The 24102-nt window shown below is 71.7% G+C and carries 27 protein-coding genes and 3 pseudogenes; 12 read left to right on the top strand and 18 right to left on the bottom strand.

The features are described from left to right. Positions 1–60 precede the first annotated feature (60 nt). Positions 61–711, top strand: a complete 651-nt coding sequence (locus tag ACFYWQ_RS42310) for an NAD(P)-dependent oxidoreductase (protein WP_389525800.1) — start codon at positions 61–63, stop codon at positions 709–711. A gap of 782 nt (positions 712–1493) precedes the next feature. Here ACFYWQ_RS42310 and ACFYWQ_RS42305 read toward each other — a convergent pair. Together ACFYWQ_RS42305 and ACFYWQ_RS42300 are read right to left on the bottom strand one after the other, a co-directional pair. After that, positions 1494–1627 (bottom strand): annotated as a pseudogene (locus tag ACFYWQ_RS42305) (MFS transporter); the annotation flags it as partial. Positions 1628–1640: 13 nt separating this feature from the next. Then, positions 1641–2261: a TetR/AcrR family transcriptional regulator gene (locus ACFYWQ_RS42300; protein ID WP_389525797.1), complete on the bottom strand. Its 621-nt coding sequence runs from the start codon at positions 2259–2261 to the stop codon at positions 1641–1643. A 111-nt stretch (positions 2262–2372) separates the two neighbouring features. Here ACFYWQ_RS42300 and ACFYWQ_RS42295 point away from each other — a divergent pair, with 111 nt between their 5' ends. Continuing rightward, complete coding sequence (locus tag ACFYWQ_RS42295) at positions 2373–3569, top strand: MFS transporter (protein ID WP_389525795.1); 1197 nt, start codon at positions 2373–2375, stop codon at positions 3567–3569. Positions 3570–3757: 188 nt separating this feature from the next. Here ACFYWQ_RS42295 and ACFYWQ_RS42290 read toward each other — a convergent pair whose 3' ends face one another. Together ACFYWQ_RS42290 and ACFYWQ_RS42285 are read right to left on the bottom strand one after the other, a co-directional pair. Then, entirely contained in the window at positions 3758–4156 is a 399-nt protein-coding gene (locus ACFYWQ_RS42290) for a DUF721 domain-containing protein (protein ID WP_389525792.1), read from the bottom strand. Between the two features lie 20 nt (positions 4157–4176). Continuing rightward, positions 4177–4653 carry a hypothetical protein gene (locus ACFYWQ_RS42285; protein WP_389525789.1) on the bottom strand — a complete coding sequence of 159 codons (477 nt, stop codon included), beginning with the start codon at positions 4651–4653 and terminating at the stop codon, positions 4177–4179. 371 nt (positions 4654–5024) lie between these two features. On the opposite strand from ACFYWQ_RS42285, the gene ACFYWQ_RS42280 reads away from it, so the two are divergent. Beyond that, complete coding sequence (locus ACFYWQ_RS42280; protein WP_389525786.1) at positions 5025–5597, top strand: GNAT family N-acetyltransferase; 573 nt, start codon at positions 5025–5027, stop codon at positions 5595–5597. Between the two features lie 105 nt (positions 5598–5702). Here the strand turns inward: ACFYWQ_RS42280 and ACFYWQ_RS42275 are convergent, their stop codons facing one another. Further along, complete coding sequence (locus ACFYWQ_RS42275; protein ID WP_389525784.1) at positions 5703–6092, bottom strand: hypothetical protein; 390 nt, start codon at positions 6090–6092, stop codon at positions 5703–5705. 780 nt (positions 6093–6872) lie between these two features. Further along, positions 6873–7262 (bottom strand): hypothetical protein, encoded by a 390-nt coding sequence (locus tag ACFYWQ_RS42270; protein WP_389525781.1) that lies wholly within the window; start codon positions 7260–7262, stop codon positions 6873–6875. Between the two features lie 401 nt (positions 7263–7663). On the opposite strand from ACFYWQ_RS42270, the gene ACFYWQ_RS42265 reads away from it, so the two are divergent. The 3 genes from ACFYWQ_RS42265 to ACFYWQ_RS42255 are packed head-to-tail and all read left to right on the top strand — an operon-like array spanning position 7664 to position 9306. After that, complete coding sequence (locus ACFYWQ_RS42265; protein WP_389525889.1) at positions 7664–7924, top strand: hypothetical protein; 261 nt, start codon at positions 7664–7666, stop codon at positions 7922–7924. Beyond that, positions 7896–8423, top strand: a complete 528-nt coding sequence (locus ACFYWQ_RS42260) for a DUF6879 family protein (RefSeq protein WP_389525779.1) — start codon at positions 7896–7898, stop codon at positions 8421–8423. The genes ACFYWQ_RS42265 and ACFYWQ_RS42260 overlap by 29 nt, the downstream gene beginning before the upstream one ends. A 28-nt stretch (positions 8424–8451) precedes the next feature. Next, on the top strand, positions 8452–9306 hold the full coding sequence (locus tag ACFYWQ_RS42255) for a helix-turn-helix domain-containing protein (protein ID WP_389525776.1): 855 nt from the start codon (positions 8452–8454) through the stop codon (positions 9304–9306). A gap of 308 nt (positions 9307–9614) precedes the next feature. Here ACFYWQ_RS42255 and ACFYWQ_RS42250 read toward each other — a convergent pair. From ACFYWQ_RS42250 to ACFYWQ_RS42240, 3 genes and pseudogenes are all read right to left on the bottom strand, one after another. Further along, a pseudogene (locus tag ACFYWQ_RS42250) lies at positions 9615–11477 on the bottom strand (SMI1/KNR4 family protein); the annotation flags it as partial. Between the two features lie 530 nt (positions 11478–12007). Beyond that, positions 12008–13186: a Cmx/CmrA family chloramphenicol efflux MFS transporter gene (locus ACFYWQ_RS42245; RefSeq protein ID WP_389525773.1), complete on the bottom strand. Its 1179-nt coding sequence runs from the start codon at positions 13184–13186 to the stop codon at positions 12008–12010. 299 nt (positions 13187–13485) lie between these two features. Beyond that, positions 13486–14487 (bottom strand): Lrp/AsnC family transcriptional regulator, encoded by a 1002-nt coding sequence (locus tag ACFYWQ_RS42240; RefSeq protein WP_389525771.1) that lies wholly within the window; start codon positions 14485–14487, stop codon positions 13486–13488. 127 nt (positions 14488–14614) lie between these two features. Between ACFYWQ_RS42240 and ACFYWQ_RS42235 the strand changes: the two genes are divergently transcribed. Then, positions 14615–16099: an MFS transporter gene (locus tag ACFYWQ_RS42235; protein WP_389525768.1), complete on the top strand. Its 1485-nt coding sequence runs from the start codon at positions 14615–14617 to the stop codon at positions 16097–16099. Between the two features lie 105 nt (positions 16100–16204). On the opposite strand, the gene ACFYWQ_RS42230 is transcribed toward ACFYWQ_RS42235, so the two are convergent. From ACFYWQ_RS42230 to ACFYWQ_RS42215, 4 genes are read right to left on the bottom strand one after another with little or no spacing between them, the layout of a single operon-like run. Then, positions 16205–16687 (bottom strand): hypothetical protein, encoded by a 483-nt coding sequence (locus ACFYWQ_RS42230; RefSeq protein ID WP_389525765.1) that lies wholly within the window; start codon positions 16685–16687, stop codon positions 16205–16207. Positions 16688–16732: 45 nt separating this feature from the next. Next, the gene (locus ACFYWQ_RS42225; protein WP_389525762.1) at positions 16733–17026 is read right to left on the bottom strand and encodes a hypothetical protein; all 294 of its coding nucleotides are present in this window, start codon (positions 17024–17026) and stop codon (positions 16733–16735) included. Further along, entirely contained in the window at positions 17020–17301 is a 282-nt protein-coding gene (locus ACFYWQ_RS42220; protein ID WP_389525886.1) for an AAA family ATPase, read from the bottom strand. Before ACFYWQ_RS42220 ends, ACFYWQ_RS42225 begins: the two co-directional genes overlap by 7 nt. A 23-nt stretch (positions 17302–17324) precedes the next feature. Continuing rightward, a complete protein-coding gene (locus tag ACFYWQ_RS42215) occupies positions 17325–17678 on the bottom strand; it encodes a hypothetical protein (RefSeq protein ID WP_389525758.1) in 354 nt (117 codons plus the stop codon). A 252-nt stretch (positions 17679–17930) separates the two neighbouring features. Between ACFYWQ_RS42215 and ACFYWQ_RS42210 the strand changes: the two genes are divergently transcribed. Next, positions 17931–18944 (top strand): NAD(P)H-dependent glycerol-3-phosphate dehydrogenase, encoded by a 1014-nt coding sequence (locus ACFYWQ_RS42210; RefSeq protein ID WP_389525756.1) that lies wholly within the window; start codon positions 17931–17933, stop codon positions 18942–18944. Between the two features lie 563 nt (positions 18945–19507). Then, a complete protein-coding gene (locus tag ACFYWQ_RS42205) occupies positions 19508–19699 on the top strand; it encodes a hypothetical protein (protein ID WP_389525753.1) in 192 nt (63 codons plus the stop codon). Between the two features lie 365 nt (positions 19700–20064). Here the strand turns inward: ACFYWQ_RS42205 and ACFYWQ_RS42200 are convergent, their stop codons facing one another. From ACFYWQ_RS42200 to ACFYWQ_RS42185, 4 genes and pseudogenes are all read right to left on the bottom strand, one after another. Beyond that, on the bottom strand, positions 20065–20193 hold the full coding sequence (locus ACFYWQ_RS42200; protein WP_389525751.1) for a hypothetical protein: 129 nt from the start codon (positions 20191–20193) through the stop codon (positions 20065–20067). 341 nt (positions 20194–20534) lie between these two features. Continuing rightward, positions 20535–20786, bottom strand: a complete 252-nt coding sequence (locus ACFYWQ_RS42195) for a hypothetical protein (protein ID WP_389525748.1) — start codon at positions 20784–20786, stop codon at positions 20535–20537. Between the two features lie 351 nt (positions 20787–21137). Next, a complete protein-coding gene (locus ACFYWQ_RS42190; RefSeq protein WP_389525884.1) occupies positions 21138–21305 on the bottom strand; it encodes a DUF6420 family protein in 168 nt (55 codons plus the stop codon). A 50-nt stretch (positions 21306–21355) separates the two neighbouring features. Continuing rightward, positions 21356–21427: pseudogene (locus ACFYWQ_RS42185) on the bottom strand (DUF6420 family protein); the annotation flags it as partial. A 278-nt stretch (positions 21428–21705) separates the two neighbouring features. Here ACFYWQ_RS42185 and ACFYWQ_RS42180 point away from each other — a divergent pair. Together ACFYWQ_RS42180 and ACFYWQ_RS42175 are read left to right on the top strand one after the other, a co-directional pair. Next, positions 21706–22440 carry a formylglycine-generating enzyme family protein gene (locus tag ACFYWQ_RS42180; protein ID WP_389525745.1) on the top strand — a complete coding sequence of 245 codons (735 nt, stop codon included), beginning with the start codon at positions 21706–21708 and terminating at the stop codon, positions 22438–22440. A 225-nt stretch (positions 22441–22665) separates the two neighbouring features. Next, a complete protein-coding gene (locus ACFYWQ_RS42175; protein ID WP_389525742.1) occupies positions 22666–23043 on the top strand; it encodes a hypothetical protein in 378 nt (125 codons plus the stop codon). Here ACFYWQ_RS42175 and ACFYWQ_RS42170 read toward each other — a convergent pair. Then, positions 22986–23198, bottom strand: coding sequence for a DUF6207 family protein (locus tag ACFYWQ_RS42170; RefSeq protein ID WP_389525739.1), 213 nt, complete (start codon positions 23196–23198; stop codon positions 22986–22988). The genes ACFYWQ_RS42175 and ACFYWQ_RS42170 overlap by 58 nt on opposite strands. Before the next feature lie 237 nt (positions 23199–23435). Here ACFYWQ_RS42170 and ACFYWQ_RS42165 point away from each other — a divergent pair, with 237 nt between their 5' ends. Beyond that, positions 23436–24011 carry a DinB family protein gene (locus tag ACFYWQ_RS42165; protein ID WP_389525736.1) on the top strand — a complete coding sequence of 192 codons (576 nt, stop codon included), beginning with the start codon at positions 23436–23438 and terminating at the stop codon, positions 24009–24011. Positions 24012–24102: the final 91 nt, after the last annotated feature.

The following is a 24102-nucleotide window of genomic DNA, read 5'->3' as shown; positions in this document are numbered from 1 at the left end:
GTGGGCCCTTTCGCTAGTCTGCGGACTCCCTCAGATGATCAACCGCAGCGGGAGCAGCACGTGTCCAAGATCGCCCTGTTCGGCGCCAACGGAACCATCGGAACCCGCGTTCTGGACGAGGCGCTCCGTCGCGGCCACGAGGTCAAGGCTGTTGTGCGTGATCCGGCGAAGCTCACCCGCAGCGACCCCCATCTGGACGTGGTCACCGGCGACGCCCTGGACCCGGCGTCCGTCGCCAAGGTGGCCGAGGGGCAGGACGTCGTGGTCAGCGCCGTCGGCGGAGGCGGCGGGCCGGGCCACATGGCGACCATCAAGCCCGCCGCCGAGTCCCTGGTCACCGGCCTGCGCACGCTCGGCGCCGATGCCCCTCGGCTCATCCTGGTCGGCGGCGCCGGTTCCCTGCGCACACCGGACGGCACACAGGTCTGGGACGCCGAGGGCCTGCCGGGGTTCCTCCTCCAGATCATGCACGCCCACGGCGACGCCCTGGACTTCTGCCGCACCGTCACCGACGTGAGGTGGACCAGCCTCAGCCCCGCTGGCACCATCGAGCCCGGCGAGCGCACCGGCAACTACCGCACCGCCCTGGACGACCTGGTCGTCGACGAGGACGGCAGTAGCCGTATCTCCACCGAGGACTACGCGGTCGCCCTGATCGACGAAATCGAAGAGCCCCGGCACATCGGCGAACGCTTCACCGTCGGCTACTGACTCCGAGGCCCGGCGTCGGCGCTGCGCATGGCGGCCGCCTGACTGAGTGCGATCACAGTTGGAGGGCGTTGAAGGGCGCCCCTCGGATGCCGTGTGGAGATCGGTTCTCGAACCGGACGCGCCCGCGACGAGGCCCGGCAGGTACTGCGCGAGGCGTGGCGGCTCGGCATCGAGCGCCAGGTGCAGCTCGACGTACTCGCAGGCCCCGTCCTGCTCACCTATGCCCCCCGTGCGCCGCGTGGGAGCCCGAGCCGCTGCGCGCCCTGGACCGCGCCGCCTGCCCCGCCCTCGCCGGAGTCCGCGTCGGACGCGGTGCTCACCGGGGGAGCTTCCCACGCTCGCATGTGGGACGCCGCGGCCGGTCGCGGTCCTGCCTTTGCACCTCGGCGGCCCGGAGTTACTCGGCGGCGAAGCGGCCGCCGCGCTGCTGGCACAAGCGCGCCCACGGCGTGACGACATCCGTCGACGTCCTGGCGGCGGGCGATCCCGGGATGTCGGAGTGGATCGCGCTCGCGCTGCCCCGTGCAAGGTCGGAAGAGTACGCCTTCACCGGTAGGTCCTCGAGGCGAGCGCCGGCGCGGTCACCGGCTCCCCGGCCGCTCCCCGCACGCTGCCGATCGGCAAGTACGACGGCGAAGGCCGCCTTCGGTACGTCGGCCGCACCACCGCCCTTCCCGGGCGGCAGGTGCCGCGGTCGCCGGCCTACGGGCTACGGGGCGGCGTGGGCATCCGTGGACGGGCTGGTCGTTCTGTGCCGCGTGGGGCGGCCGGGAGACGCTGAACGCCCAGACCGTGGCGCACCAGCCCCAGCCTTCGCCGACCAGGGCGCCGAACGGCACGCCCGGCACGCCGGCGGCCCGAGCCCGGCGAACATCACCGCGACCGCCGAAACCCGCTCCCAAGGAACTCGCCCGCGGGGAGACGGGGGCTCACTGCGGACCACCGCGACGACCGTTGCCGGGGCGCCGGCCGGCGGTCGTCGCCGAGAGTCGCGGTGCGGCGGTGACGATCGCGTGCACGGTCTCGGTGACCAATTGCCGGTCCAGGGGGGCGTCGTCGAAGGCGCGGTGCATGGGCCAGCCCTCGATCAGTGCGTCGAGCGCGCGGGAGACTCCGGGGGTGAAGTGGAGGGCGAGGCTCTCCCGGCTGCGTTCGAGCCAGGTACGGGCCGTGACGGACACCGCCTCGTTGTGGTTGGCGTAGGCGTACATCTCGAAGATGAGCGTCATGTCACGGTCTGTGGCGTAGGCCGGTCCGCAGATCAGCTCGATGACGGCCGCCTCGGCTTCGGCCGTCGACGCGGCGGCGTGCACGGTCTGCCGGTAGAGCAGCGACATGGTGTCCGCGAGCCGCGCGAACGCCTGCGCGAGCAGGTCGTCGATGCCGTCGAAGTAGTACGTCAACGAGCCGAGAGGGACCTGTGCCCGGGCCGCGATCTTGCGGTGGGTGGTCTTGTGCACGCCGCCCTCGGCGATGACGTCGAGGGCGGCATCCAGGATGCGCTCCTTGCGTCCGGGGTCGTTGGGGATCTCGCGTCGTGTGCCGCTCACGGCCCTAATGTGCCATGGGGTGACCGTGACCGACCAAGAGTGTGTACGGATGTACATGCAAGTGTGTACGCTCGTACAGACTCATGTCCGTACCCCCAGGAGCCACCGTCCGTGACCGCCGACCTCACCCACCGCCGTACCGCCGTGTCCGCCCTGTTCTTCGTCCCCGGCCTGACCATCTCCTCCTGGGTGACGCGCACCCCCGACGTACGCGACATGCTCGGGGCCTCCACCGCGCAGATGGGCCTCATCCTGTTCGGGCTCTCCATCGGCTCGATGACCGGCATCCTGTGCTCCGGCGCGCTCGTGGCCCGCTGGGGCACCCGACCCGTCATCGCGGTCGGGACGACGACCCTGGCGGCCGCTGCCGCGCTCATCGGCATCGGGGCCGCCGCGGGCTCGGGCACCGGCGTGGCACTGGGCCTCGGCCTGTTCGGCCTCGGGATGGGCGGCGGCGAGGTGGCCCTGAACGTCGAGGGTACGGAGGTGGAGCGGTTGCTCGGCCGCTCCACGATGCCGGCCATGCACGGCTTCTTCAGCCTCGGCACGGTCATCGGCGCGATCGGCGGCATGGCCCTGACCGCCATCGCCTTCCCTGTCCTCGTCCATCTCGCGGTCGTCACCCTCGTGGGCCTGGCCACGCTCGCCACCGTGATCCGATACATCCCCCCGGGCGTGGGCCGACGCAACGACGCCGAGACCCGGGAGGCGGGCGCGGTGCGTGCCGCGGTGTGGAAGGACTCCACGCTGCTGCTCATCGGATGCGTCATTCTCGCCCTCGCCATGGCCGAGGGAACCGCGAACGACTGGCTCCCGCTGGTCATGGTGGACGGCCACGGCTTCGATGCCGCCCTGGGTTCAGCCGTGTACGCCGTGTTCGCCGCCGCGATGACCCTCGGGCGCTTCACCGGCGGGCGCTTCGTCGACCGCTTCGGGCGAGCCGCCGCACTGGGCGGAAGTGCGATCACCGGGGCGGCCGGACTGGCACTGGTGATCTTCGTCGACAACCAGGCCGTCGCGGCCGCCGCCGCGATCCTGTGGGGGCTCGGCGCATCACTCGGGTTCCCCGTCGCCCTCTCCGCGGCAGGCGCGTCCGGCGACAACGCCGCCGCACGCGTCGCGCTCGCCGCCACCGTCGGCTACGTCGCGTTCCTCGTGGGCCCGCCTTCCCTCGGCTACCTCGGCGAGCAGTACGGACTGCGCGGTGCCCTCCTCCCCGTTCTCATCCTGGTGGTGGCCGCTGTCTTCGCCACGCCCGCCGCCCGCTCACCCCGAGCGGTGCGTGAGGTGGCGTCAGCCCGCAGATGACGGCCGGCCCGACGACCCACGGCATCCTCGCCCCCGCAGGTCGGATCGCTCCAGAATCGTGTTCCGGAGTGCGGGCTTCCCACCGCCGATGCTGCGGGAAGCCCTGAGCGGTGAGACAGACTCAGATGCAGACCACGATCTTCCCCCGCGGGCGCGGGGAGCAGACACATGCCTCGTACCCGCGTCCCTCAAGGACGGGTCCATCCCCGCACGCGCGGGGATGGACCCTCTGACGCGTTGGCGGCCGCGGTGATCCGGGTCTGTTCCAACCGGGCCCCCGTCGCCCAGGCCGACGATCCCGGGCACACGGTGAGCTGGCCGGAGTCCGGGGCGTAGCCGACCGCCACCCCGTGCCCGGCGAGCTCGGGGGCGATGGCCACCCACTGCTCGCGCAGCGTCGCGCCGGCGGCTGTGCGCTTCCACGTGCGCTCGGTGACCAGCGCACCGATCGCAGCCCCGAGGCCCATCGGCTCACGCCCGCCGCGGCGCGCCGTACGGACGACCCGCAGCTTCGACTCCGCCTTCTGGCCGCCGCCGTTCTTCCACGCCGCCCAGCGCGGCCCGCGGCGCGACCCGGGCCAGGTCACGCCGGACATCTCGCTGCCGCTCAGGCCTGAGCCCACGGGGCGTGGTCGAGGTCCAGGTGCCCGAGCCCCGCGAGGCGCTGCACGGTCGCGACGAACGCCCTGGTGAACAGGCGCTGCGCGGAGTGCTCGCCGTACCGGGCGATGTGGCCGTGGACGACCTGGTGGTCGTGCGTAGCGCGGGTGCGCCAGTCCAGCACCTGCTCGCGGGTCAGGTCCTCGATGACCAACTCCTGGCCGTCATGGACGTCCGCGACCTCCGGGGCCGGGGCGGCGACGGCCGGACGGGGGGCGGGCAGCCCGGTCGGGATCACCGGCACGGCTGGGAAGTCGTCCTCGGGCTGCGCGGCCGCGGCTTCGGCACGGTCCTGAGCTGCGGCGGCCTGCCTCTCCCGGTACAGGCCCCACTCGTGCGCCTGCACCCACACCCTGGCCGTCACGTCCTGGGGCAACTGCTTGGCGGTGGCCGTCCGCCGCTCCGCCTCCGAGGCACCGGGCATCCCGGCGTCGACGGCGGCCGCGACCGCGCGGCGCTGATCCCTGCGGTCTTCCTGCCGCTACGCGCACCGGGGGCAGTCCTGCCCGGAGTACAGGAGCACCCGGTCGTCGCACCGCTGGCTCTGTCCGCGAGAACGGGCAGCGGATGTACACCGGTTTGGGAGGCAACCGCCACCCCAGAGGAAATCGAAATCTTCACGGGTTTCGACAGCAGCACTGGCACGGAGAGGTTGCTGCCGGGTGCGATGGCCGGCACGGTACTGCGGACTCACCGCCCATCCGGCGCGTCCGATGTCACCGCGGACGTACGCGCCCCCAACCGTCCGGATAAACGGATGGTCGGGGGCGAGCGTGACGCGGCAGGATGCTCCGCATGACCTTGCCCACCCCCGAGTTGCACACCGCCCGCCTGCGACTGCGGCCGTTCACCGACGCCGACGCGGCGCCGCTCTACGCGCTGCACAGCAGCGCCAACGTGCTGCGCTACTGGGACTCCCCGCCGTGGACCGAACCAGCCCGCGCCCAGCGCTTCATCGCGACCTGCCGGACGATCGAGAAGGAAGGCACGGGAGCGCGGGTGGCCGTCGACCGCGTCTCCGACGGCGCGTTTATCGGCTGGTGCGGCCTGACCAGCTGGAACCCGGACTTCCGCAGCGCGTCCCTGGGCTACGTCTTCGACGCCGCCGCGTGGGGCCACGGCTACGCCACGGAGACCGCACACGCCATCCTGCGGTGGGCGTTCGACACCCTGGACCTGAACCGCGTCCAGGCCGAGACCGACACCCGCAACGTGGCGTCCGCCCGGGTCCTGGAGAAGCTCGGCTTCGTCCGCGAAGGCACCCTCCGCGAGGACTGCGTCGTCAACGGCGACGTCTCCGACTCCTGGGTCTTCGGCCTCCTCCGCCGCGAGTGGCACCCGACGGTCACGCCCACGGCTGGCCGCTAGGACGGTGACCTGCTCGCCTTTCGGTCCGCCACCCCACCGATCCCGACCGTCCGCACCGCTGGAGCATCCGGTAGTTCGTAGGGTCTGGCTGGAACGGCAACAGCCTCATCGGCGTGCGCGGGTGCTGTCGCTTCTCGTGAACATCGAACACGCCGCGGCCCAGGTGCCTCCCGAAGGACTGAACAACCGCTGTCGAAACCGGTGAACAAAGCCACACCGCACGTCGCCGCACCGCTGACGCTGCGGCAGACCGAGGCCGATCAGCCAGCCCACCGGGCCCTTGATCGGCCCGGCCGGCCGCACCTGGTCGGCCAACCGCCGGGCGAGCCGGTCGGCGAGGACCTGCGGTGCGTCCGCACGGCCGGCGAACCCGACCACGCTGCCCAGCTCGCTGTGGGCGGCGGCTTCCACCAGGCGGCGGGCGGCCGGACGCTCCAGCCGCGCCCACACCAGGTCCACCAGAGCCAGAACGGCCCGCAGATCCTCCGGCGGCAAGGACACCCTCCCCCGGCTGCTGTCTTCCCTGACCTCCACCGTCCAGGACCCGCACCGGGGCACCGGCCACCGGCCCGCGGCCGCCGTTCCGGGCTTCGCTGACCGGGGACTTCTTCGGTTGTTCCCCACGCAGCGGACCGTCCTCGCGCACGCACGCGCGGTCTGGCAGATCACCGGACCCACCACGGCCTTCGCCGGAAAAGCCACGAGAGGGAGTGGGGGAAGAGACGGGAGTAACCAGGTGAAGGTGATCAGTGTGAAGGTCTGCCGCAACGTCGGGGTCTGAAAACTCGGGCTCCAGGGCCTTTGCACGGTCCTCCTGGGCGTCGTCGGCGGCCGTGCGACCGTGCGCGGCGGCGACCGCCGACACCATCCGTCGCGACCGGTTCGGGAGCCCGGAAGCCGTCCGCACACGTACCCGCAGCACCAGCTCCCGGTCCTCCAGGCGCTCCAGCACCCGCTCCCCCGCCAACGCCGTGCACCCGAGCAGCCGGGTCACCGTCGCTGCGGCCCGGCCAGTACGCGTACCGATCAGCCCGTCCGCAGTGAGGCGAGAACCTGTCATGGGAGGCGGCCGTCCGCGACTTACGCCTTCTGTGACCGGGTCCACTCCCTGTACGAGTCGTGGGGCTGGCACACGCTGGACAGGCCGCCCGCTGGGCAGGCCCTCGGCCCGTGGCCTCGAGGCCAGGTCGGTCTCTCGACCGCCTTGTCGGGAGCGCGGGGAGCATGCCATGCGGCTTCGGGCTCGGGGGTGGCTGCGGTGCTGGTCGGTCGAGGTCACGGTGGCTCGTACTGGAGCCGGTCTCTGCCCCGGGTGATGAGGTCGAGGACGGCTTCAGGGGGGCACAGGTCGCGGCGATGACGGGGCCGGGTCACCCAGTAGGGGCCGGGTGGCTCGGTGCAGCCGAGGTCCGGGACGCCAAGGTAGGTGCCGGGACCGAGGTAGGGGGTCTCGGCGGTGGCGTTCCAATGGCGACCGGGGTGCCAGGGGACGAGTGCCCAATAGGTGGGGCCGACGGCGCGTACGTCGTGGATGACTGGTCCGCGCACCTGTACTCCCACCGTATCGGCGACGGTCTGGCGGTCATCGGTGCCGACGGCCGCGTGGATGACGGTGCCGGGGATGCGTACGGCCGCGAAGCGCCGGCCGAGCGGGAGCAGGGCCACCTTCCGGGCGGCCCACTCAGTGCGGGCCTGAGCAGGGAGGTCGTGTGCGCCGGCGAGCCAGGCCCTGATGGCGTGGGGTGGGTCGGTTCGTCCGCTGCTGTCGCCGGGGTGCGCAGCTGACGACAGCAGTGTCGATGGGGCAGGCGGCCGGGCGGGGCTGCCTTGCTGCATTCTGTCGCTCCCTTGTGCGTGGGCCGTCTCCTGGTGAGATGGACGGCTCACTGCCGCTTGTGTCCGCCGTCGACGCTAGAGGCGGGGGGTGCGGTGCGGCCAGCGATGTTCACGAATGTTCGCGCTGGCTGTTCTGTCCATGCCTGGTGGCGTGTTTGTCTTCTTGACCGTGACACCAGCAGCGATGAGTGTGTGTACATTCGTGCACATTCCAAGTGCTGGAGGCCGACGTGTCATTACGGTTCATCGGCATCGACCCGAACACCGGGCAGGGTGAGAGCCCCACCGTGTGGGTTGATGAGAACAGCGGCGAGCTCGTCATCCAGGGGTGGAAGCCTGACGCGGCGACGGAAGCCGAGTGTGCTGCCTTCGAGGTGCCCGGCCACGCCGTCGGCATACCGGAGCACGAGCAGATCGTGCGGGTACCGGCCCGTATGGCGGCGATCCTGAGGGAGGCGTGCGATGCCGCTGAGCGTGCCCAGCTTCGCTGAGCTGCTGGACGGCGCAGGCGAATCGGCCCTTCACCTGGAAATGCGCGACGCTTACGAGGTGACCGGCGAGGCGGAGGCACTGATCCGGTGGAGACAGACCGGCGAGGTCGACACCGACCCCGGCTCGCCGTACTGGCGGCCGTGGGTGGACCTCGTGCGCCGCACGGTCGCGCGCGGTGTGGTCGTGCGGCGGGCACGGATCGTGTCGGAGCCGGTGAGCGACTACATCCGGTACGAGCATGCGGGCACGGTCGTCAACCTTGCGGCCGGCGAGCAGGTGCGGTGGCTGCCCCGCCGCCAGGCGTCGGACATCGCTCTGCCGGGCAACGATTTCTGGCTGATCGACGGCCGGCTGATCCGCTGGAACCACTTCACCGGCGACGGTGCATCGGCCCCCGGGGAGACCAGCCGGGATCCGGCCATCACCCGGCTGTGCGCCGAGGCCTTCAACTCCGTCTGGGCCAGGGCCGTCCCGCACGACGAGTACAAGATCCGCTAGCACGACACGAAGGGTCCAGCCGCGTCTCATGGCCACCTCTCCGTCCTCCTCGGCCCAGGCCGCCCGCGAACGCGTCGCACGCCGCTTGCGCGACCTGCGGGCCGAATCGGGCCTGACCGGGACCGAACTCGCCGCGCGGTGCGGCTGGACCCATCCCAAGACATCCCGCCTGGAGAACGCCCGCACCGCACCGACACCCGACGACATCCGCCGCTGGTGCCACGCCTGCGGCGCCGACGACCAGGCCGACCACATCATCGCCGAGTCCCGCGACGCCGAGACGGCCTACACACAATGGCGGCGCCAGGTACGCAGCGGACTGCGCCGGCTCCAGGACAGCTACGTCGACCTGTACCGGAGCACAGCGCTGTTCCGTGTCTACTCCTCGACTCTCGTGCCCGGCCTGCTGCAGACCGAGGGCTACGCCGCGGGCATCCTGCACACCAGCGCCCGCCTCCACGACGTCCCCGTGGACGACAGCTGGGACGCAGCCCGCGCCCGCGTCGAGCGCAGCCGGATCATCCACGAACCCGGCCACCGCCTCGTGACGGTGATCGAGGAGGCAGCCCTGCGCCACCAGGTCTGCGACCCCGACGCGATGGCAGCCCAGCTCGGCTACCTCCTGACCGCCGGCGCCCTCCCCCAGGTCTCCGTCTGCATCATCCCCTCGGCCTCCCCCTCACGCCGGCAGTGGCCCCGCGAGACCTTCCATGTCTACGACGACCGGCTCGTCAGCGTCGAGCTCGTATCCGCGCGCGTACAAATCACGCAACCAGACGAGATCGCCCTCTACTTGAAAGCATTCGAACAGCTACGCGGTGCCGCCGTCTACGGAGCCGAAGCCCGAACCCTCATCACACAGGCCATCGACGCTCTTCACTGACGGCAAAAACAGCACAACGGTCAGGGAGCGCGACCGCCACGTCGAGGATGAACCATGCGGGCCGGGCGGCCTCTTCGGGTCGGCGCCGCTGGTCAGGGCGGATGGCTACAGACGCCACTTGGCCGTAGCGTAGCTGTACGAGAGCAGGGCCCTGACCGTGGACGACACGGTGCCCCAGCCGGTCCTCACGGAGGTCGCCCAGAGATCGGTCGGCGCGACCAGCGCCCGCGCGATCAATCGGAGCTGAGACCACGGCCGGTCGTCGCCAGCGGGCCCGACCTCCACGGGGGGTGCGGGCCCGCCCGCGTTCAGGACCGGTGCCGCACGAAGCTGATATAGGCGAAGCCCTCGCCCGCGCGTGGCGCCCGGGTCCAGGACCGGGTGGTGAAGGTGCGGAGCCTGCCTCGGGTCAGCGCGAAGCGGGGGAGCGAGAGCCCGAGTTCGGTGTGCAGGGCCTCCAGCACACGCAGTTCGTTGTTCAGCTCAGTGTCCTCCGGGCGGAACAGCCGTGCGGGATCCAGGGCATCGGGTATCGCGCCGGAGCGCTGGATCTCCGTACCCCGCACGGTGAATGCGTAGAGCTCCTGGCCATGTTCGGCCACCGACAGGTGGAACGCGGCCGGGTGGTCACCCGGGGAAGAGCGCCTCGGGCCGGACCACACCACCACCGCACGACCGGGCGCGGAGGCGGCCGTGGCGGGGGACAAGAACAACTCGTTCAGGTAGTGGTGGGAGTGGCCGTCGAAGGCGAAGGCCCACCCTTCACCCGTGCGGCCGACGGCGACGACGGCCCGGTCCTCCCAGAGTTCCACGCCCTCCCTCTCGTGGGGCTTGGGTGCCCGCCAGGAAGCCCTCTGCGGATCCACGGGCGCGCTCAGTTCGGCGCCATCCTCGCCGATCAGGGCGGACAGGCGGGCGGGATCGATCCCCTCGGCCCAGACACAGCGGTATCCGTCGAGGGGCCGCCCGTTCGCTGCAGGCTCGGTCAGCCAGGCGAGCCCCGGCGGGTCGAGATCGGGCACCGGATCGGGAGCGGGTCCCGTCTCCCCGGCCCGCGGTGTCGCGAGGATCTCCCGCCCGCGCTCCGGGGTGATCAGCGGACCCAGGACCGGATCGGCGAGCAGGCCGGTCGGGGCGATCAGCGAGGGCCCGGGAGCCTCCCACAGCGGGAGCGCGTCCCGCAGCACCCGCCACGCGGCGTCGGTCGCTCCCCAGCGGGCTGATTCCCAGGCCTCGGCCACGGCCCGCCCCCACGGACCGGGAGGCGCGTAGCGATGGGTGCCGTCCCGCATCGCGCTCAGTACGGCCTCGGCGGTTTTCCGGGCGGCGCCGCGGGCGGTCATCATCCCGAGCCAGTGCTCGTCCCCGCCCAGCCGCCAATCGCCGCGTGCCGGCGTCATGGCCTGCACGGGTAGAATCTCGGGCAGGTAGCGAGGGTCGGCCACCAGGTTGCCGTGATCCCGGCAGCCGCGCGGAGCCAGCAGATGCCGGAGCTGGTTCAGCAGGACGGCGCTTCGCGGCCTTCCGAAGGACAGCGCCTCCTCGAGCAGGGGGATGGCCTCCTCGTACCGTCCGCGCAGGGCCAGCAGGCGGGCCTCCTCCACATGGGCGTCCTGGGCGCGCGTGGTCGCGTTCACGAAGTCGGGCCTTACCACCTGGTCGGAGTGGAAGCCGCGGTACATGGCCTCCATGTACGCGCGGAACGACGGGTAACGGACCGGCAGTTCACCGCTCCAGCCCTTGTAGACGTAGAGCGCCCACTCTCCGTCCTGGTCGCTGTCGCCCGGGTCCAGCAGGGCGTACGACATGTCGGAGTCCGTCTCCAGCCGTAACGCCCGCTGCCACATCCCGGCCAACAGGACGTCCTCCTTGCGCGGGTCGTCGCCCAGATTCTGCTCGTACAGCCGGGTCATGCCGTACGGATCCCGGAACCAGTCGATGTCCGAGGTGCCGCCGAGCTGATAGATCCCGGCCGTCTGGTCGACGTGCCACCCGTCGCTCACGGCCAGGAACCCTCGGTACGAGAGGGGCAGCCGCCGCCCCAGCCGCGCCTCGGCCGCGGCGATCGCCGCCTCGTCCGCACCGGGCCTGCCCGGGCGGACGAGGGTCCGCTCGCCGTCCTCGTCCTCGTCCTCGTCCTCGTCCGCGTCCGGGCGCGGAACCCACTCCTCCTATTGCTGAGTGACGAGCGGGGCCGCGAACCAGCTTCAGATTGTCACGCCTTGGTGGGGTCCTTGATGAAGCGGTGCCAGTGAGCGGCCTTGACGTATTTCATCGCGGTATCGGGTGCGATCCCGAAGACGCGCATCAGGTGGACGGGGTCGGCAGTCTCGTGTGCTTCGTCGGATCCGGTCGCTCATCAATTTCTGCAGAGATTCAGGGAGGCAACGGCGGTCGATAGCCGTTCCGAGGGCCACAACGGAGCAAACAGATCCCAGTGGATATCGCCCATCCGCACCGTGCACAGCTCGGTGGCCCGAACGCCGGAGATGCAAGCGATCTTCGCCATGCAGTAGTCGCGTACAGCCACCGGATACTTGCGGGCGCCCGGCAAAGCCTCGCGCCAGGAGGCGAAGAACTCTGTCGTCGCCCGCTTCGAGGACGGGATCCGCAAGCCGTACTCACCCGGTGCCGGGGACGGTGGAGGGGACCGACCGGCGACTCGACCCCAGCCCCGAACCACCGCGGGATCTCGCATGTGTCACCGGAGCACCTCGGTGCTCCGGCCGGCCGTGATGGCGGTCAGGAAGGGGAACGCGATGAGCAGCGCGACAGCGACGAGGAGTCCGCTTGCCCAGAGCGGCCCGAGGGTCCCGGCTTCGGTGCTGAGGGTGGCCGCGGCGATGACGGGGCCGACGGCGGCGCCCACGTTGAGCGCCGCGGTCGCATACGAGCCGGCCATGGTGGGGGCTCCCGCGGCCGCGTGGAGGATCCGCGCAATCAGCGTGCTGCCCAGCGCGAACGACAGTGCGCCCTGTACGAACACGAGGATGAACAGGGCGACCGGCTCGTTGGCCAGCATGGCCAGGGCCGGCCAGCCGACGAGCAGCAGCGGACCGCCGACCGCGATGACCAGACCGGGACGCCGGTCGGACAGCCGGCCGGCGACGGTGACGCCGACGAGGGAACCGGTACCGAAGAGCACCAGAGCGACAGAGATCCACAACTCCCCCAGCCCGGCGCTGTCGGTCACCACGGGGCCGAGGAAGGTAAAGCTTCCGAACGTTGCCGCGTTCACCAGCGCACCGAGCGGCATCACCAGGATCAACTGCGGCCGGGTGAGCTGGGCGAGTTCCGCTCGCAAGGCCGGCCTGCCGGTCGCCTCCTCCTCATCACGTCCTGCTGGCATTCCCTTCAGGATGCCGAGAGCTGTAGGCAGACAGAGAGCGGCGACAGCCCAGAACGTGGCCCGCCAGCCGAGCAACGTGCCGAGCACCGACCCGCCGGGGACACCGGCGATCGTGGCCACCGTCGTGCCCGACAGCAGCACGGCCAGCGCGCGTCCTTTCCTGTCGGGCGGGACCAGCGTGGCGGCAGCCGTCAGAGCGACGGCGAGGAACCCTGCGTTCGCGAGCGCGGCGGCGACTCGGGCAGCGAACAGGACGGGGAAGCTCGTGGTGACGGCGCCGACGGCGTGAGCTGCCGCGAAAACGAGCACGAACCCGAGAAGGCCGGCGCGCGTGGGCCAGTTGCGGGCAAGCGCGGCCACCACAGGGGCGCCGACGATCATGCCGATCGCGAAGGCCGAGGTGAGGACGCCTGCTGTCCCGACGGTGACGTCAAGATCTGAGGCGATGTCCGGCAGGAGGCCGGCGAGCATGAACTCCGAGGTCCCCATGGCGAAGACCGCCATGGCCAGCAGATACAGCGGCAGAGGCATCGAGTGGCTCCGAGGTGAGAGAGGCACGAGAAGGTCATCTCGTCACCGCGGCCAGTCCCCGGCGCACACGCGTCCCACCGCGAAAAGCGGCGCGACGACAGGGCTACGAGCTCAGTGGTCCAGGGGGCTGACGGCGTGACCGAAAGCCCCCACCTCGTCCGACTCAGGACTCGACATGGTCCGCACGCTAGCCGACCGATGCCCGTGGAAGCATCTTGGTTTCACGGCATCGACCTGTGCCGCCCACGTCATGTCCCGCAACATCAAGGCTGTGGGCGACCACCGGAGCGGGGCGGGGATCAGGACGTCCGCGTCCGCAAAGCCACCGCCGCTTTGTATGTGCGCAGTACAGGGGCCGTTTCGATGCGTGTCACCGCCTCCCATGCCACGCGCCGCGTGAGGTACGCGTGGAGCGCCTCTGCGTCCTGGCACAGCGCCTGCGCGACCAGATTCGTCGGCCCCGTCGTCGCCGCGACCAGCGCCAGTTCCTCGTGACCCGCCAGGGCGGTCGCCACCGTCTCCAACTGCGCGGGCGCGACCTGCATCCACAACAGCGCCGACACCGTGACGCCGACCAGCGCCGGATCCACGTCCACGTCGAAGAACAATGCTCCGCGCGTCCGCAGTTCGGCGAGCCTGCGGGCTACCGTCGACGCCGTCGTGCGGGTCACCGCCGCCAGTTCCGCGTAGCTGGTCCGAGCGTCCTCGCGCAATGCGTCCAGCAGCGCCCGGTCCGCGTCGGTCAGCCGGTACGGCTCTTCCCCGGGGTGCGTGGCGCGCCCGCTGACGCCGGTTGTTTCCCGTTCGGCGCGTAGCCGGGCCTGCTGCTCCTCGTCCAGGACGTTCACCCGTCCCCGCCAGGCGGTCGGCCCGCCGAGGTAGGTGTGCAGCAGGTAGTGCGCGGAGACGGAGGTGATCCCGGCGGTACGCGGGATGTCGCGCAGCAACAGGGCGTGCGCGTCCGGACCGGACGGTGCTGTGTGGATGATCGCCACGATCTCCGTGCCGCCGGACGTCAGCCGCACCCACGAGGTGTCCGGCCGGCGCGCGAGCGCCACCGCGATGTCGTGCGCGCTGCGCGTCGCGGCCGTCAGCCGTACGAACCACTGGTGCGCGCCCGCGCTGCGCGGTGTCGGCAGCGTCACCACCCGCAGCCCGGCCTGTGCGTACAGGCGACGGTAGCGACGAACGACGGTCTGCGTCGAGGAGCCGAGGACCTCGGCGATGAGAGTGAACGGCGCCCGCGCGTCCACCTGCAGGGCATGGATCAGACCTCGATCCAGATCATCCAGTACGAGCACATTCGGCAAAGCGGCCGATCCGGATGGAAGAAATCACCTAATCGACGGCGAGGAAAGGGAAGCGCACGCGAGTGGGAAGGCACGGTGGTCACCGGCCCGCCGCACCCCGTATCCCCAGGGAGACCGCATGTCCCGCACCACCGGCACACCCGCCACCGTGCCTGCCGCACCGGGTACCCACGCCTCTGCCGGCGCGCCCGCGCCGTACCGATGGCGCTGGATCGCACTCGCCGCGCTGCTTGCCGCCGAGGCCATGAACCTGCTCGACGCCACGATCGTCCAGGTCGCCGCCCCTGTCATACACACCGACCTCGGTGGAGCGGGCGCTGCCATCCCGTGGTTCAGCGCCTCCTACACCCTCGCCTTCGCCCTCGGCCTGCTCACCGGCGCACGCCTTGGCGACATGCACGGCCGGAAGCTCGTCTTCCGCGCAGGGGTCATCGCGTTCGCCGCCGCCTCCCTGGCGTGCGCGCTCGCTCCTACCAGCACTGCTCTCATCATCCTGCGCGCCCTGCAAGGTATCGCCGCGGCCGCGATCATCCCGCAGACGTTCGGGCTGATCCGCGCGATGTTCACCGGCACCGAACTGTCCAAGGCCCTCGGCATGATCGGTCCCGTCATGGGACTGTCCGCCGTTGCCGGCCCCGCGCTCGGCGGCGTCCTCACCCACGCCGACCTGCTCGGCGCCTCCTGGCGCGCCGTCTTTCTCGTCAACCTTCCTCTCGCCGCTGCCGTCCTGGCCGCCACACCCCGGCTGCGCGAGGACCGCGCCCCCGTCCGGCCTCGCCTCGACCCGGCCGGCACCGCACTGGCCATGCTCGGCACCGCCCTGCTGGTGTGCCCGCTCGCCACCGGCCGCCCCGGACCCGCGGCGTGGGCGACCGCCGCGGCCGGCGCCGCCGTCCTGACGGTGTTCGTCGCCCAGCAGCGCCGCACCGCCCGCCGCGGCAAAGCCCCGCTGATCGAACCCGCCCTGCTGCGCGGCCGTTCCTTTCCCGCAGCGCTGGCCACGTCCACTCTGTTCTTCGCCGTGATGAACGGCGTCATGATCACCGTCGTCCTCCACCTCGAACTCGGCCTCGACGACGGTCCGCTCACTGCCGGCCTCAGCCTGTTGCCCTGGTCCGCGGGACTGGCCGTCGCCTCCTGGGCCGCCGGAAGCCATCTCGTCCCCCGGTACGGCGCCCGCGTCATGCACGCCGGCGTCGCAGCCTTCGCCGGCGGACTGGCCGCCGCCGCGCTGGCCTGCCGCGCCGCTGCCCCCGATGCCTACCCGACGGCCCTCCCCTTCGCCCTCGCGCTGGCAGGAGTGGGCTCCGGGCTGTTCACACCGCCGTTCTTCACCACCGCGCTGGGAGCCGTCGGACCACAGGAGACCGGCTCCGCGGCGGGACTGCTCAACGCGGTCCAACAACTCGGCGGAACCCTCGGCGTCGCCCTCATCGGCGGGCTCTACCTCGACACAACCGGCGGCCCCCGCACCGCAGTCGAACACGCGCTCGGCGTAGCCGCCGTGCTGCTGGCCGCCACCGCGGCGGCGGCCGGTGTGATGACGGCGCGCCGTACCCGACCGGCCGGTCCCACCGACGACGCCGGGGAGGAGACAGGATGACGGGGCGCCCTATCCGACCGGCCGGTCCTGCCGACGAGGCCGGGGACGAGACAGGGTGATCGTCACACCGGCTGTCCCCTCCACGGGCCCGCGCCCGTCACGCGGTCACAGCGCCGAACAGGCTCGTGGAGGAGCATTGCGTACTCGCGTCACGAGCCCGCTCCCTTGGCGACAGCAGTCGGTGCAGAGAAGGTCCAGGATGCTCCCGCCGGCTGCCGGCACGTTTCCGGCCCGGTCGGCCATCAGGCCCTGGAGGACGACGGCGGTCCCTGCCGGCTCCCGGCCGTCAGGCCGCACCACCGCCCGGACGCGGCGCTTCGTCTTGCGGGTGCCCGACTCGCCGCGGGCCTCGGCGGCTCCGCGCGCCTGGCGCACACGACCCGGGCCGAACATCCGGCGCTTGTGCACCTTGATCCGGTTGGCGTGCCCTTCCACGACGCCCGAGTTCCAGGGCAGGGTCAAGCCGGCGATGACGGCGTCGCGGTCGCGGTCGATGCCTGCGGCGAGGGTGTGGCGGCTGGGCAGGTCGCCCTGCCGTACGGCGTCGAGCCGGGCCGGCAGGCGCTCGCCCTGGCGCTCGGTGAGCATGTGGCGCGGGGGTGGGCCGGACGTGTGGAAGCACTGACGGCATCGTCACGCCGACGGTACGCGTGCCGTGAGCTCCTGGTGGGCGTCCATGACGTCACCGGCGTGCAGCGTGGTGAGCTCGTCCTGCGAGGGGACTCCTGAGCTGCCGTACAGGTCGAAGACGCGCAGGTCCCTCGCTGCGGCGGCCTTGCGGGCGAGTTCTCGCGCGAAGCGGCCGTTGCCGAGCCGGTCGATCGACCCGCTGGTGACGGCGAGGTCACATGACGCGCGCAGCGCAGCCGCCGCTTCCCCGGTGCGGGCGTCCCCCTGGGCGTCCAGGAACGATTCCGCGATCAGCACGAGTTCGTCGGACGAATAGACGGGAAGTCCACCCGCGTGTGGAAGCGGGAGGCGAGCCCGGGGGTGGTGGACAGGAGCTCGGCGAACTCGTCCGGATACCCGGCCAGAACGACGACCGGGCGGTCCCTGTCGTCCTCGGCTCGCTTGAGGAGCACCTGGAGGGCTTCCTTGCCGAAGGCGTCACCGCCGGAGTAGCCGGTGTTGGACAGTGCGTACGCCTCATCGATGAAGAGAACGCCGTCCAGGGCCTCGTCGATGATGTTCGTCGTCCTGATGGCCGTCTCTCCCGGGTGCTGTCCTACGAGGTCGACGCGCTGGGCCTCGACGACGTGCCCCCGGTCCAGCAGCCGAGCCCGGCGAAGACTTTGCCGACGACGCGGGCGACGGTGGTCTTGCCGGTGCCGGCCGGCCCTGCGAAGACCAGGTGCTGGAGGGCCGGCGCCGCGGCGAGCCCATGGTCCCTGCGTATCGTCGCCATCCTCATCTGGGCCGACAGGCTGCGCACCTGGCGTTTCACGGGGGCGAGGCCGACCATCGCGTCCAGCTCGGCCATCGCCTCGGCCAGCAGCGCCGAACGCTCCGCCTCGTTCAACGTGACGTCACCGGAGTCCTCGCGCTGAGTGTGTGCGGGGCCGTCGGCCCGGGCGGGCACGCGTGCTCGCGCCGATCGATCAAGAAGTGCCAGCAGGCGTGGTCCGAGGCGTGGAGACGTCCGGGCCGCGCGGATGCCGAGCGAGGCGCGGCAGTTGCTGTCCCGCCTGCCCGGCCGCCGCGCCGTCCTTATCACCTCTGGTCTGCCCGGCGGCCGGACCGGCTGGGGCGGCCCGGCCTGCCCCGGGCGCTACGATGACGGCGCCCGGATGCCGCACCGTGGACGGGCCCCCGCGCAGGGAGAGGACCCTCAGTGCCCCAGCAGCGTTCCGTCCGTGCTGCGGTGTTCTCGGCCGGGTCCTGGGGCACCGCCGTCGCCAAGATCCTGGCCGACGCCGGCACCAGCGTCATCATGCACGCCCGCCGCAGCGAGATCGCCGACGCGATCAACACGCAGCACCGCAACCCCGGTTACTTCCCGGACGTCGAGCTGCCCGCCGCCCTGACCGCGACGACCGACCCGGCCGCCGCGCTCTCGGGAGCGGACTTCCTGGTGCTGTCCGTCCCCGCTCAGACCCTGCGGGCCAACCTCGCCGCGTGGGCGCCGCGCATCGAAGGCGACACCGTGATCGTGTCGCTGATGAAGGGCATCGAACAGCGCACTGGGCTGCGGGCCAGTCAGATCATCATCGAGGCCACCGGCGTGCCCGCCGAACGGGTCGCGGTGCTCTCGGGCCCGAACCTCGCCCGGGAGATCGTGGACGGCCAGCCCGCCGCGGCAACCGTCGCCTGCCCCGACGAGGACTCCGCCCGCCGCTTCCAACAGGCGTGCCGCACCTCCTCCTTCCGTCCCTACACCAGCACCGACGTGACCGGCTGCGAGCTCGGCGGCGCGGTGAAGAACGTCATCGCCCTCGCGGTCGGCATCGCCTCCGGGATGGGCCTGGGCCACAACGCACAGGCCGTGCTCATCACCCGCGGTCTGGCGGAGACCACCCGGCTGGCGGTGGCCATGGGTGCCCACCCGGCCACCCTCGCAGGGCTTGCCGGCCTGGGCGACCTGGTGGCCACCTGCTCCTCTCCGCTCTCCCGCAATCGCACTTTCGGCACCCACCTCGGCCGGGGCCTGACCGTCGCGGAGGCGACGGCCGCCACCCGGCAGACCACCGAGGGCGTCAAGTCCGCCGAAGCGATCTGCGCCCTGGCCCGCGCCCACGGCGTCGAGATGCCCATCACGGACGTCATCTCCGCCCTGCTGCACGAGAAGGTCACCCTCGACGAGGCCACCGCCGCGCTGATGCAGCGGCCCGCCAAGCCCGAGCGCTGACCCCTGGCGCCCCGCGCTGCGCAAGCCGCCCCACATCACGTTTCCCCCTCGCCGCCCGGCGGTTGCTGCCCATGCAGGCATCCGTGCTGCCCGCCGTCCAGATCGCCGTCACCCTCGGCCCGGTGGCACGGCTGATCACCGGCTTCACTCCGCTGCCCGGCCGCCGGTCGCGCTGGACAATGTCCTGCCGCGCCACGTTCACGACCATCACGCTCACCAGCACCACCAAGAACGGCCGCACCGAGCCCGTGAACGTCTCCGGGCCACCTCTCCCCCCGGCCGCTTCATCCTCAGCCCGCCCCGGCCCCAGACGATCCTCGACCACCGGGGCGCCGTCGGCGCGTATGCCGACCGCGAGCATCACGGCGCCGTGCCGGGCGGTGGGCGGGGCCGCCTGCTGCGCGTGGCCATGCCCGGGCCCCAGAGGCAGTGCCACCCGACAGGCATCACCGACGGCTTCCCGGTGTGCGCCGCTTGCCACGCCGCCCTTGTCCCGCAGAAAACGCCCTCAACGCCCCCGGCGAAGGCCTGCACGGCCCGACCGGACCTGCCAGGATGACGCCGTGAGCACCACCCGCCGCCCCTTGGCCACAGGTCCCCAGTCCACCCCGCTCGCGACGGACGCCGCCGTCCCACGAGCGGGCACCGTCGCCGAGCGGGCCGCCGTGCAGCCGCCGCCCACCACCGCTGAGTACCACCAGGCGCCGCGCGGCGGACGGCGCCAACTCGGACCAGGCCCGGCCTCCACCGCCTGACCGGTGGACGGCCGAAGACGGAGGTGGAGGGCTCGGGCGGCGGAGCGCAGGGCCGCGGCCTGGGGATCGCACGCGGGCTGGTGGCCGGCCGGGGGCCGGGTACGCGTGGACGCCGCGGGGCCCACCGCCATACGCGGCCGGGTGTGCGCTCGCCCGTGCCCGGCGGCCGGGGTCTCGCCGCGGCGCGGCCCGGAGCTCCGGCGCCAAAGTGGGAGCGGTGGGACGAGTGCCGTGGGTGCGGGCGGCGGCCGCCGGCATCAGCGGCGGCGCGGAGTTGCCGGTCGCCGTGACGCGACCTGTACGAACTGCCGGCGCGGCACGTCGAGCACCTCGTGCAGGTCGACGTCGGTCAGCTTCACCTCGTTCTACAGGTAGAAGCTGAGGTAGGCCACGACAGACACCTCCCGCCGGCTCCACAAGCCGATCCGCCTGTCCAGCGCGGCCGCGGCCGCCTCGAACGCCTCGATCCATTCGGCGACCTCCAGTTGGACCAAGCCGTTCACTAGGCGCTGCCGGGTGGTCCCGGCGAGCGTGCCGCAGCTGCCCAGCAGCGGTCGCTGAACACGGGCTCGTCGAGGTCCCGGTCGCTGATCTGGGAGCGCGTCATCCGCGCGGACGCCGGAGGATGAGCGGGCCGGGCAGCTCCACGGGCTGGCCCGGGTCCGCAAGGAGCCTGCCGCCGCCGCCGCCGAATTCGACGAGTCGTGACCAGCCACCGCACGGGGGCTGGCTCGGCGCAACGTGACCGTTCCGAACCCTATGGCCTCAGTCACGGCCGCCGGCCCCCTCAGTGCCGGAAATGGCTCGCGAGCCGGGAAGCTGCGCGCGGTCCCGGTCAACGGTGTTGACCGCCCCTCTTGAAGGATCCGGGCTGGTAGGGACTGTGCGTACGGCGCCGCGTGCGGCGACACAAGTGAATCACCAGATGTGTGGTGACGGTGACCGGGACGAGGAAACCGGCAATCCACGACGTGCGCAGTGTGATGTCGGCCCAGGACGTGGCCGTCTTCCAGCCGTGAGGCAAGCCGATGAGAACGGCCGAGGTCAGGAACGAGAGCACGACCGATGCCGGCACGGCGACAGCCATCCGGCGAGCGAGCCCTGTCCACCACACGCTCGTGGCATCTCGATCCACACTGCCTCCCCCCGCCCCTTGTGCGGACATTGTCGCTCGCTCACGACTCATGACGGGCGACAGAACAGTGACAATCGCCCCGGGAGGGTCCGCCCGCGCCGGTCGCGGCCTGCGCAGACCCTCTGAGGTGCCGGCAGCTCTCCCGCCGCGCCGAGGCGTCACCTGACCGGGGCACGACTCGTCGGGCCCAGCTAAGCCGGCAGCGGAAGGACGACCGATGGCAGGCGAGCTCGTGAAGACGGAGCCGGGCAAGCACTACCGCCAGCAGCAGGAGGCGGCACGGCCCCGCCCTGAGCGACGGCATCAGGCTCGGCCTGCTGGCGCTGGGGTGGACCGCCAGGGCGAGCCGCCGGAAGGTGGCTTCTTCTCCCCGGTGACCTGGGCCGGGCAGCCGAGGTGATCAAGGGTGACCCGCTGATGGCCGCCGCCGGACCAGACAGTGAGCCGGCCGCCCCCCCGGGCCTGACACAGCGGCCGTCGGGCACCGGCCCGTACAGGTGCAGCAGCGGCAGGGCGTTCTCCGCGGCATGCAGGGCGGGCAGGCCGTCGTACTCGGTGTACGGGCCGGCGGCACAGCGGTGTTTGGTCGTCATGCGGTCCTCGTCTCTCTCGCTCGGTCGTCGGCGGGCTCGTGCTCCTGGTCCCCGTCGACGTCGGCGTCGGCGTCGCCGTCGAGGGGCCAGACGCCGAACGGACCGGGCAGTCCAGGGCCTGTGGCGCCGAGTTCAGCGGCGCCCCCCTTGAGGCGGCGGTGATCACGGAGCCCGATGTCCTGGTTCCAAGGTCGCTGTTGGGATGGGTCCATCGGCCGACGCGCGCCCCGACCACCGAGGTGATCATTTGAGTTGTCCGCTCGAGCCGAGGAGGAGCCATGCGGGTGGAGCAGGTGAACTGGGTCGCGATCCCGGCCGGTTTGCTGCGTCGGGGTACGCCGGTCGATGAAGTGGCGGCGGTAGCCCGCCACTACGCGGACACCGGTGTGCCGGTGGAGTGGTACATGAAGGAAGCCCCGCGCGCGGAGATCCATGTCCCGGCGTTCCGGATCGCCCGTACCCCGGTCACGGTCGGCCAGTGGGCACTCTTCGCGGCGGCCACCGGCCGACCGGTCCCACGGGCGCCGGCGGACCACCCGGTCATCGGGGTCGTCTGGGAGGCGGCGACGGCCTACTGCCGGTGGCTCGGGGAACGGCTCGGCCTCGGCGTGCGGCTGCCCACGGAGGACGAGTGGGAGCGCGCCGCACGGGGAGACGACGGCCGGGAGTTCCCGTGGGGTGAGGAGTACCGCACCGGCCTGGCCAACCTGGCGGACCTCGGTGTCGGCACCACGATGCCGGTCGGTTCGTTCCCCGAGGGCGCCAGCCCGTTCGGGGTGCTGGACATGGCGGGTAACGCAGACGAGTGGACCTCCACCCTCTACGCCCCCTACCCCGGCGCGCCCGCAGAGGTGCCGAGCACCGAGGACTGGGCCTTCGACCGGCACATCACCCGAGGCGGCTCCTTCCGCCACGACCGGGACCTGGCCCGGTGCGCCCGCCGGCACGGCGCCTACGAGCCGGATCTCGAAGCGATCGGCGTGGGCTTCCGCCTGGCGGCACCGGCCGCGTAGAACCGGACACCGTGCCGATATCCGCGCTGGCTTCTTCGTCCCTGTGGGGCCGGAGCAGAGCTCCGGAGGAGAAGACCTCGGCCGGGCCCGGGCCCAAGACCCCTCCATGAACCCCAGGGGCCAGTGGTCGTCGTCGCCCCAGGGCGTCTCAGCCAGGGCCGCGTATCCCACCGCGTCCCCGAGGCCAAGGTTTTCGAGCACCTCGCTGGCCACGGCGTGGTCGGCGTGCTGCACTCCCTGCAGGCCGCCCGCGACGCGAGCGTCGCCGTGCGCGCGTCCAAGAACCGGGCCTGGGACGCCGTCAACCTTCACCGGATGCGCGCCGTGCGCTGCGGCGAGCACACCCACAGCAACCCGGTCGGGCAGATGCTGTCCGCCGCGCTGGTCGGCACCGCCGAACACGACTACGTGCGCCGCGAACTCACCGAGCTGAGCGAGGGCCGGATGCCGGCCGAGCCGGTCGCCGAGACGCTGCGCGGCGCCCTGTTCGAGAACCGGTCCACGGCCGCGCTGCCGGATGCCGGACTCAGGCGTTCGCTGCGGGCCTACGTGTCGGCGTCCTGCTGCAGGTCCAGGAAGAACCGCAGCCGCACGCCGGGCTGATCGGGTTCCCGGGGGGTCGTACGGTCCGCCGGCGCGATCGCACACCGCGCGGCGAGCAGCTTCTGGACCGCGACGGCGATCTCGTCGGCGGCGGCCGCGACCTCCACCACGGCCAGGCCCGGCACGGCCACATGCGCGTCATTGATCTGCCTCATGCCTGGCACTACGCGCCGGTGCCCGCGGAGGTTCTGCGGTCCCGCCGCTTCCACCTGAGCGGGGAGACGCGGGCCTCGGTGGACGATGTCCTGAACCTGGTCGTGAGGTGGCAAGGTTCGCGAGCTTCTTGTAGCAGGTCAGGGCGGCGGCCATGGCCAGGCCTCGGCTCTGCCAGTCGTTGTGGACCACGTACGTGATCTTGAGACCACGAGTAGCCCATGGCAGGCTCATGCCGCATGATCGATGAATTCGCGAAAGACCACTTGCACGCGAGACTACGGCGGGACCGCAAGGCGCTGCTCTGGAAACTCGACGGCTTGTCCGAATACGACGCCCGCCGACCTTTGACAGCGACCGGGACCAACCTTCTCGGCCTGGTCAAACACGTGGCCAGCGTCGAGGCCAGGTACTTCGGCGAGGTCTTCGACCGCCCTTCCCCGGAACCGCTGCCCCGGTGGCAGGACTACAACGGCAGCGATCTGTGGGCGACCGAGGACGAGACGCGCGATCAGATCATCGGGTTCTACCGGCGCACGTGGGAACACTCGGACGCGACGATCAACGAGCTTCCCCTCGACGCCCCCGGCCACGTGCCGTGGTGGCCGGAGCCTTATCCCAACACGAACCTGTTCGCCGTCATGGTCCATGTCCTGGGCGAGTCGATCCGGCATGCCGGGCACGCCGATATCCTGCGCGAGGGCCTCGACGGCCGGACCGGGGTGCGCGCCGAACTCGAGAAGCAGATCGACGAAGAAGCCCGTGCAGCCCACTGCGCGAAGATCGAGCAGGCCGCCAGGTCCGCCGCACCCTAAGCGTTGTCCCGTAACTGCTGTTCATGGGTGAGATGATCTTGCCGTGGCTGGTGTGATCACGGCGTCGGAGCCCTCCTGGATAGCCCCGTTC

The sequence above is a fragment of the Streptomyces sp. NPDC003247 genome, assembly GCF_042888135.1.
In the GTDB taxonomy this organism is placed as follows: domain Bacteria; phylum Actinomycetota; class Actinomycetes; order Streptomycetales; family Streptomycetaceae; genus Streptomyces.
The sequence above is the reverse complement of the archived record's forward strand: the minus strand, read 5'-3'. Positions and strand labels throughout refer to the sequence as shown.

Bases quoted from the DNA above. Each gene is read 5' to 3' on its own strand.
- ACFYWQ_RS42235 (WP_389525768.1), top strand. From the start codon at position 14,615: ATGTCCCGCACCACCGGCACACCCGCCACCGTGCCTGCCGCACCGGGT.
- ACFYWQ_RS42260 (WP_389525779.1), top strand. From the start codon at position 7,896: ATGCCGCTGAGCGTGCCCAGCTTCGCTGAGCTGCTGGACGGCGCAGGC.
- ACFYWQ_RS42280 (WP_389525786.1), top strand. From the start codon at position 5,025: ATGACCTTGCCCACCCCCGAGTTGCACACCGCCCGCCTGCGACTGCGG.
- ACFYWQ_RS42180 (WP_389525745.1), top strand. From the start codon at position 21,706: ATGCGGGTGGAGCAGGTGAACTGGGTCGCGATCCCGGCCGGTTTGCTG.
- ACFYWQ_RS42195 (WP_389525748.1), bottom strand. From the start codon at position 20,786: ATGGCTGTCGCCGTGCCGGCATCGGTCGTGCTCTCGTTCCTGACCTCG.
- ACFYWQ_RS42230 (WP_389525765.1), bottom strand. From the start codon at position 16,687: ATGCTCACCGAGCGCCAGGGCGAGCGCCTGCCGGCCCGGCTCGACGCC.
- ACFYWQ_RS42165 (WP_389525736.1), top strand. From the start codon at position 23,436: ATGATCGATGAATTCGCGAAAGACCACTTGCACGCGAGACTACGGCGG.
- ACFYWQ_RS42170 (WP_389525739.1), bottom strand. From the start codon at position 23,198: ATGAGGCAGATCAATGACGCGCATGTGGCCGTGCCGGGCCTGGCCGTG.
- ACFYWQ_RS42255 (WP_389525776.1), top strand. From the start codon at position 8,452: ATGGCCACCTCTCCGTCCTCCTCGGCCCAGGCCGCCCGCGAACGCGTC.
- ACFYWQ_RS42285 (WP_389525789.1), bottom strand. From the start codon at position 4,653: ATGCCCGGTGCCTCGGAGGCGGAGCGGCGGACGGCCACCGCCAAGCAG.
- ACFYWQ_RS42245 (WP_389525773.1), bottom strand. From the start codon at position 13,186: ATGCCTCTGCCGCTGTATCTGCTGGCCATGGCGGTCTTCGCCATGGGG.